At 73.0% G+C, this 6,483-nt stretch carries 3 protein-coding genes and 1 pseudogene; 3 read left to right on the top strand and 1 reads right to left on the bottom strand.

Going from position 1 to position 6,483, the window contains the following annotated elements:
• Positions 1 to 1,847, bottom strand: a pseudogene (locus EOE48_RS06830) (hypothetical protein); the annotation flags it as partial.
• A gap of 492 nt (positions 1,848 to 2,339) precedes the next feature.
• Between EOE48_RS06830 and EOE48_RS06825 the strand changes: the two are divergent.
• The 3 genes from EOE48_RS06825 to EOE48_RS06815 all read left to right on the top strand — a co-directional run bounded on the left by EOE48_RS06825 (position 2,340) and on the right by EOE48_RS06815 (position 6,454).
• A complete protein-coding gene (locus tag EOE48_RS06825) occupies positions 2,340 to 2,783 on the top strand; it encodes a MerR family transcriptional regulator (protein WP_127728029.1) in 444 nt (147 codons plus the stop codon).
• Between the two features lie 695 nt (positions 2,784 to 3,478).
• Positions 3,479 to 5,551, top strand: a complete 2,073-nt coding sequence (locus tag EOE48_RS06820) for a hybrid sensor histidine kinase/response regulator (protein WP_127728028.1) — start codon at positions 3,479 to 3,481, stop codon at positions 5,549 to 5,551.
• A gap of 204 nt (positions 5,552 to 5,755) precedes the next feature.
• Positions 5,756 to 6,454, top strand: coding sequence for a carbonic anhydrase (locus EOE48_RS06815; protein WP_127728027.1), 699 nt, complete (start codon positions 5,756 to 5,758; stop codon positions 6,452 to 6,454).
• Positions 6,455 to 6,483 lie beyond the last annotated feature (29 nt).

Here is a 6,483-nt window from a genome sequence, read left to right as displayed (position 1 = left end):
GTCGCGGCCGGCGCGGGCCGGCCGGGTTCGGGACGCCGGGGCGCGCCGCGCCCGGCGAGCGCGGTGGTCTCGCGCAGCACGCTGTCGCGCCGCGCCGTGCCATCGGGGGCCGGATCCACCCGAGCCGGATCGACTCGGGTCGGATCCACCCGGGTCGCATCGACACGGGCCGGATCGACCTGGGCGAGGCTCGCCACGAGGCGTTCCAGGGCGCCGTGCACCCCCTCCATGGTGGCGTGGATGCGCCGGTCCGAGGCGGAGTGCTGGGTCTTCAGGTCGGCGAGGGCGGCCTGGAGCGCCGCGACCTGACCGGCATCGACCCCGGCCCGCGGCGCGGCCTCGATGGCGCCGGCGATCGCCTGACGGGCGGCGCGCTCGACCGCGGCCTCGATCGGAGACTCGTCGCGCAACAGGGCGACCTGGGCGAGAAGCTCGCCCATGGTGCGCTCCAGACCGGCCAGGGTCGGGTCGCCGGCGCCGGATTCGAGCCGGGACGCGAGCGTCAGGACCTGCCGCTCCAGCCCGTCGAGGGATTCGCCGCTGCCGCCGGTCTCGACGCGGTCGAGCTTGTCGGCCAGCGAGCGGAGCATGCCGTGGATCGACGCGAGGTCGCTCCCGGCGAGGGGAGGGGCGGCCAGACGATCGACCTTCGCCGACAGGGTCTCGATCCGTGCGAGCAATCCCAGCGCCGACCCGGGGGCTTCGGCCGTCTCGGTCCCGGCAGCGGCGACGGGGCCGATGTCGGGACCCGCCCGCGGCGTCTCCGCCGCCGGGGACCGCTCCGCGGCCGTGCCGGCCGCCGGCGGGTGCTCGGCCATGCCGGCGCGCAGCCGCGTCACCTCGGCGTCGAGTTCGCGGACCGAACCGGCGAGCATCCGGACCCGCTCGGGATCGGCGAGGCCGGCGACCTGCCGGCGGGCGGCGTCGAGGTCGCGCGACAGGTCGGCGGCGTCGCCTCCGGCGATCTCCGCGGCGGCGATGGCACCGGCGAGGCGTTCGATGTCCGCGGCGAGCCGGGCCTGGTTGCCGGCGGCGATCTCGCCGGCGAGGCGCTCGACCTGGCTGCGCATCAGGTCGAGCGGTCCGGTGACCGCCGCGAGATCCGCCGGTGCACGCACCCGCAGCAGCTCGCCCGTCAGGGTGCGGACCGCCTCTTCGAGGGCGGCCACGTCGCGGCCGGTCGCCTGCCGGGCGAGGCCGTCGCGCAGCCGCGCGGTCTCGGCCTGAAGGCCGTCGAGGACGGCCACGGGTGCCGCCGCCGGGGGAGCGGCCCGGCTGCCCGACCCGGCATCGATCTCGTCCTGGCGCCGGCGGATGGTGACCACCGCCGAGCGCAGGTCGTCCTGGAGCGCGCGGGGGCCGCGCCCGGCCTGACGGCGGTTCGTGCGGCCGTCGAGTGCCGCGAGACGCTGCTCCAGATCCCTCAGCGCGGCCTCGATCGAGCTGCCGCCGGCGGCACCCCGCAGCCGCACTTCCAGGCTCTCGACCGCCCGCGTCACCGCGGCGGCCGCGACGTCGCCGCTGTGAACGAGCCGCGTGTCGAGGTCGTCGAGACGGCGGGAGATCGCCGCCACGGCCTCGCCCAGTCCCGGATCCGGCCGCATCCGCGATGATGCGCGGCTCCGCTGCCGTTCGGAGCGCCGCCCCGCCGTCTCGCCGGCCCGCGGGTGGTCGCCGGCCGCGTCCGCCGGCCGCGTCTCCGTCGTCGGCGACCGCTCGTCCTCGCCCGCGACCGTCGCGTTCACCCATTCTTCCAGCGGAACGCCTGCCCGGCGCGCAGCGTCGTGCACAGCCTCCCGGATGTCGGGATCGAGATGGTCGAGGCTGACGCTTGCGGTCCGGCTCATAGGCAAACCCGGCGATGGGAGTTCGGCGGCGGTTGCAACCGTCTCGGAGGAACCGGCAGGGCGACGCGCCGCTCGCCGATGAAGATTCCGTCGACGGCGGCACGTCAGAAAGTCCTGATCACGGGTTTCGGCGAACAGGGTAAACAAGCCGTTAAGTCGCCGGGAGCGTCGCGGCGGCAGCGCGCGGGGAGGGATTGGAAGCGGTGCCACGACCGGACCCGCGACCGGATCGCCGGATCGTGGCGCTCCTGCCGCGACGGCTGCCCGTGGGACGTTCCCACGGGTAAACCACGGGTGCGTCCTTTGGTGTCAGAGCCTCCGGGAATCCGGGGTAAACCGCTGTCAGACCTGATTTTTTACCGTATGTAACACACGCCTTGGTTGATATTACCTTTCCCCAAGGGAGTGCAAATGAGCGTATTTGTGTCAGACGAAGGCCGCCGGGGAGACGGTGCGGCCGTCGATCGACGTGTTCGCTGGGGAGAACAGGACATGACGTACAATCGCATCGACTCCTCCAATCCGACCTCGAACCGTGCCGGGCGCGGCCGGGCGGTGCCGGCCCGCTCGACCGCACCCGCCACGCTGACCATCGGCGACCTCGCCGAGGAGTTCGGCGTGACGCTGCGGGCGCTGCGCTTCTACGAGGCCAAGGGACTGTTGCGTCCCCAGCGGCGCGGCACCACCCGGCTCTACACCGAGGACGACCGGACCCGCCTCGCCACCATCCTGCGCGGCAAGGAGCTCGGCTTCACGCTCCGCGAGATCGCCGCGATGGTCGACGGCGAGGATGTGGGCGCCGAGGGCGCGACGAAGCTGGCTCTCTCGCCCGAGCAGGTCGCCGAGCAGATCGCGCACCTGGAAAGCCAGAAGGCCGACATCGAGAAGGCCCTGGTCGCGCTGCGCAGCTACGGCAAGGCGCTGCCGAGCGCCTGATCCTCCCGGCGGGAGAATGCAGCCGTAGGTTGAAGGTCCAGGAACGTCGTCCGACCCGGGTGCGGTGATGGCGGGAGCGGTCCGGCGGTCATTCCCGCGCCTTGATCGACCGTACACGAACGAAAGGCCCGCGGCCGCCCGACCGCGGGCCTTTCGCATCTCTAAATAGAAACTGGCTCCAAGTATCTGATTTCAAATTAGATATTTGGAGCGCGGGATCCCCTCTCCCACTCGGGAGAGGGGAGGCGTGCCAAAGCGAAAGCCGCCTTCGACCGGGGCAACGGATACAGACGACCACCGCCCGGTTTCATCCGCAAGGGACGGCAAAGCCGGTGAGCAACTGATACGATTTTCGGACGATCAGTTCCGAAAATCGTATCACGAGCCCGCGCGGCGCCTGAGCGAGGCCGATTTTCGCATCGCGAAGCGATCAATCGAGAACCGTATGACACCAACGGGTCGTTGAAAACGGCCCTTGGTCTCATGATGCCTCTGGTCGATCGCTTCAGGCGATCCCTGCGGGATCGTGGCGACTGCGTTGCGGTCGCCGTCGCGATGCCGAAACCGGCTTCCCCCGACCGGGGCCGGATGCGCGCAATCCGAGCGGCCCGGCTCAGGATCCGCTAAGCGGTTTCCGCAAGCCCGCATTCAGCCCCGCCGGGCCAGGATCGCGCCCGGCGGCAGGAGGGCGGCGGATGGGTCTGGCGGGTCTCGGAACGGTGGGAGCGGCGCTCGGCGTCGCGGCCGGGCTCGCGATCGTCGGCCTCGCGGCGGGCTGGCGGGTCCTGGACGGCGTGCGCCGGCGCCACGACGGCGAGGTCGAGCGCCTGCACGACCGCATCTGGCGCCTGTCGGAGAGCGAGGACCGCTACCGCAGCCTCGTCGAGGCGCAGATCGCCCTCGTGGTCCAGCGCGACGCCGAGGACCGCATCACCTTCTGCAACGAGACCTTCGCGCGCTTCCTCGGCAGCCGGCCGGAGGCGCTGGTCGGCTCGACCCGCCACCTGACCGTGGTCGAGGCGAGCCCGTTCGTGCCGCTGCCCGACGGCTCGCGCAGCCACGACGTGGCGGTGGCGGTCGACGGCGGCGTGCGCTGGTTCTCGGTGGTCGAGACGGCGGTGGTCGGCCGCACCGGCCGGCCCGAGCGGCTGTCGGCCGGGCGCGACATCACCGAGCGCGTCGAGACGACCCGCTCCCTCGACGAGGCGCGCAGCCGCGCCGAGGCCGCCAGCGTGGCGAAGTCCCGCTTCCTCGCCACCGTCAGCCACGAGTTCCGCACCCCCCTCAACGGCATCCTCGGCATGGCGGCGCTGCTGCGCGAGACCCGCCTCGATCCCGAGCAGCGCACCTACGTCGAGGCGGTGCGGACCTCCGGCGAGGCGCTGCTGACCCTCATCGACGGCATCCTCGACTTCTCGAAGATCGAGGCCGGGCGGCTCGACCTCGCCGCCGCGCCGTTCGCCGCCGGGCTGCTGGTCGAGGGCGTGGTCGAATTGCTGGCGCCGCGGGCCCAGGACAAGGGCATCGAGATCGCCGCCGACATCGCTGAGGACCTGCCGGCGCAGGTGACCGGCGACGGCGACCGGGTGCGCCAGATCCTGCTGAACCTCGCCGGCAACGCGATCAAGTTCACCGAGACCGGCGGCGTCGGCGTCGCCGCCGCCTGGGAGGACGGGGCGCTGGTGCTGTCGGTCCGCGATACCGGACCCGGCATCCCGCCCGAGCGCCTGCCGCTGGTGTTCGAGGAGTTCGAGCAGGGGGACGGCAGCGCCAGCCGCCGGCACGAGGGCACCGGGCTCGGCCTCGCCATCACCCGCCGGCTGGTGACCCGGATGGGCGGCCGGATCGAGGCCGAGTCGCGGCCCGGCGCCGGCAGCCGCTTCACCGTCGTGCTGCCGCTGCCCGTCGCCGGGCCGGCCCCGGCCGGCGCGGCGGCGGAATCCCTGGCAGGCCGCCGGGTGCTGGTCGTCGCCGATTCGCCGTTCGGGGCGCCGTATCTCGGCAAGCGCATGGAGCGGGCGGGCGCGATGGTCGAGGCGGTGGCGAGCGAGGCGCAGGCGGTGGCGGCGCTCGCCGGCGGCGCGTCCGTCGACGCGGTGATCGCCGACCGCGCCCTCGGCGACGACGCGGTCCGGCGCATCGCCGCGGCGGCCCGGGACGCGGGTGTCGCCCGGCGGATCGTGCTCCTGTCCCCGTTCGACCGGCGCGAATTCGGCTCCCCGGCGGCGGCGGGCTTCGACCGCTACCTCATCAAGCCGGTGCGGGCCTCCTCGCTCCTCGCCCACCTCGCCGCGGCGCCGGCGCCCTGCTGCGACGCCCCGGCCATTCCGGCGCCGGCGGCCGCCCCCCGGGAGACCGGCCCGCGGGTGCTGCTGGCCGAGGACAACCCGATCAACGCGCTCCTCGCCCGCAAGGCGCTGGAGCGCCTCGACGCCGCCGTGACCTGGGCCCGGGACGGCGCCGAGGCGCTGGCCCTGTTGCAGGCCGCCGCCCTCGGCGAGGCGCCGGCCTACCGCCTCGCCCTCCTCGACATCCGCATGCCGCGGATCGACGGCCTGGAGGCGGCGCGGCGCCTGCGCGGGTTCGAGCGCGACCGCGACCTGCCGCGCCTGCGCCTCGTGGCGCTGACCGCCAACGTCCAGGCCGAGGACGAGGCGGCGGCGCGGGCGGCCGGGTTCGACGGCTTCCTGGGCAAGCCCCTCGACCTCGCCGCCCTGCCGCCGCTGCTCGCGTCCCGAGCGATGATCGGCGCCGATCCGCGGGATTAAACCTGCACTCCCCATCGTAAATCACCCGAACCCACCGGGACGATGCAGTTCTCGCTCCGATCTGGCGCAGAGAAACAAAATCATCGTCTTGGCGTTATGGGCACGGCAGCGCCCGGCCGCTTGGCGGCCACAGGCAGGGCCAAGCCGCGCGGCGGCCACAGGCAGGGTCAAGCCGCGCGGCGGCCTCAAGCAAGGAAGGTGCAGATGGACAACATCGTTCAGGGCTTCTCGCAGTTTCGCGAGCAGGTGTTTCCGCAGCAGAAGTCGATCTACCAGCGTCTCGTCCACGACGGCCAGCAGCCGAAGGCGCTGGTGATCTCGTGCGCGGATTCGCGGGTGGTGCCCGAGCAGATCACCCAGGTCGGCCCCGGCGAGCTGTTCGTGTGCCGCAACGCCGGCAACATCGTGCCGCCGATCGCCACCGTGACCGGCGGCGTCTCGGCCGCGATCGAGTACGCGGTCATGGCGCTGGGCGTGCGCGACATCGTGGTCTGCGGCCATTCCGATTGCGGCGCCATGAAGGGCCTGCTGCAGCCCGGCGCCCTCGACAAGATGCCCAACGTCGCCGCCTGGCTGCGCCACAGCCACGCCGCCCACACCATCGTGTGCGAGGCCTATCCCGACACCCTCGACGACAAGCAGCGCCATCATGCGCTGGCGATGGAGAACGTCGTGGTGCAGCTCAACAACCTGCGCACCCACCCTTCCGTCGCCGCCGGGCTCGCCACCGGCCAGCTCACCCTGCATGGCTGGTTCTTCGAGATCGAGACCGGGCAGCTCTACGCCTTCGACGGACAGACCGCCAAGTTCGTGCCGCTCGAGGACGACACCCACATCCCGGTCGCCGAGCAGTCGAGCCCGCGGCAGGTCGCCGCGAGCTTCGTGGCCGCCGCGGCCGGTTGACAGCCGGCGTGGCCGCGGGCGAGGAGGGC

Source organism: Methylobacterium oryzihabitans (assembly GCF_004004555.2).
Lineage (GTDB): Bacteria > Pseudomonadota > Alphaproteobacteria > Rhizobiales > Beijerinckiaceae > Methylobacterium > Methylobacterium oryzihabitans.
This window is presented reverse-complemented; position numbering and strand designations above follow the sequence as displayed.

What these genes read in the sequence shown, in the direction of transcription:
- EOE48_RS06825 (WP_127728029.1), top strand. Translation starts at nt 2,340, where the DNA reads ATGACGTACAATCGCATCGACTCCTCCAATCCGACCTCGAACCGTGCC.
- EOE48_RS06820 (WP_127728028.1), top strand. Translation starts at nt 3,479, where the DNA reads ATGGGTCTGGCGGGTCTCGGAACGGTGGGAGCGGCGCTCGGCGTCGCG.
- EOE48_RS06815 (WP_127728027.1), top strand. Translation starts at nt 5,756, where the DNA reads ATGGACAACATCGTTCAGGGCTTCTCGCAGTTTCGCGAGCAGGTGTTT.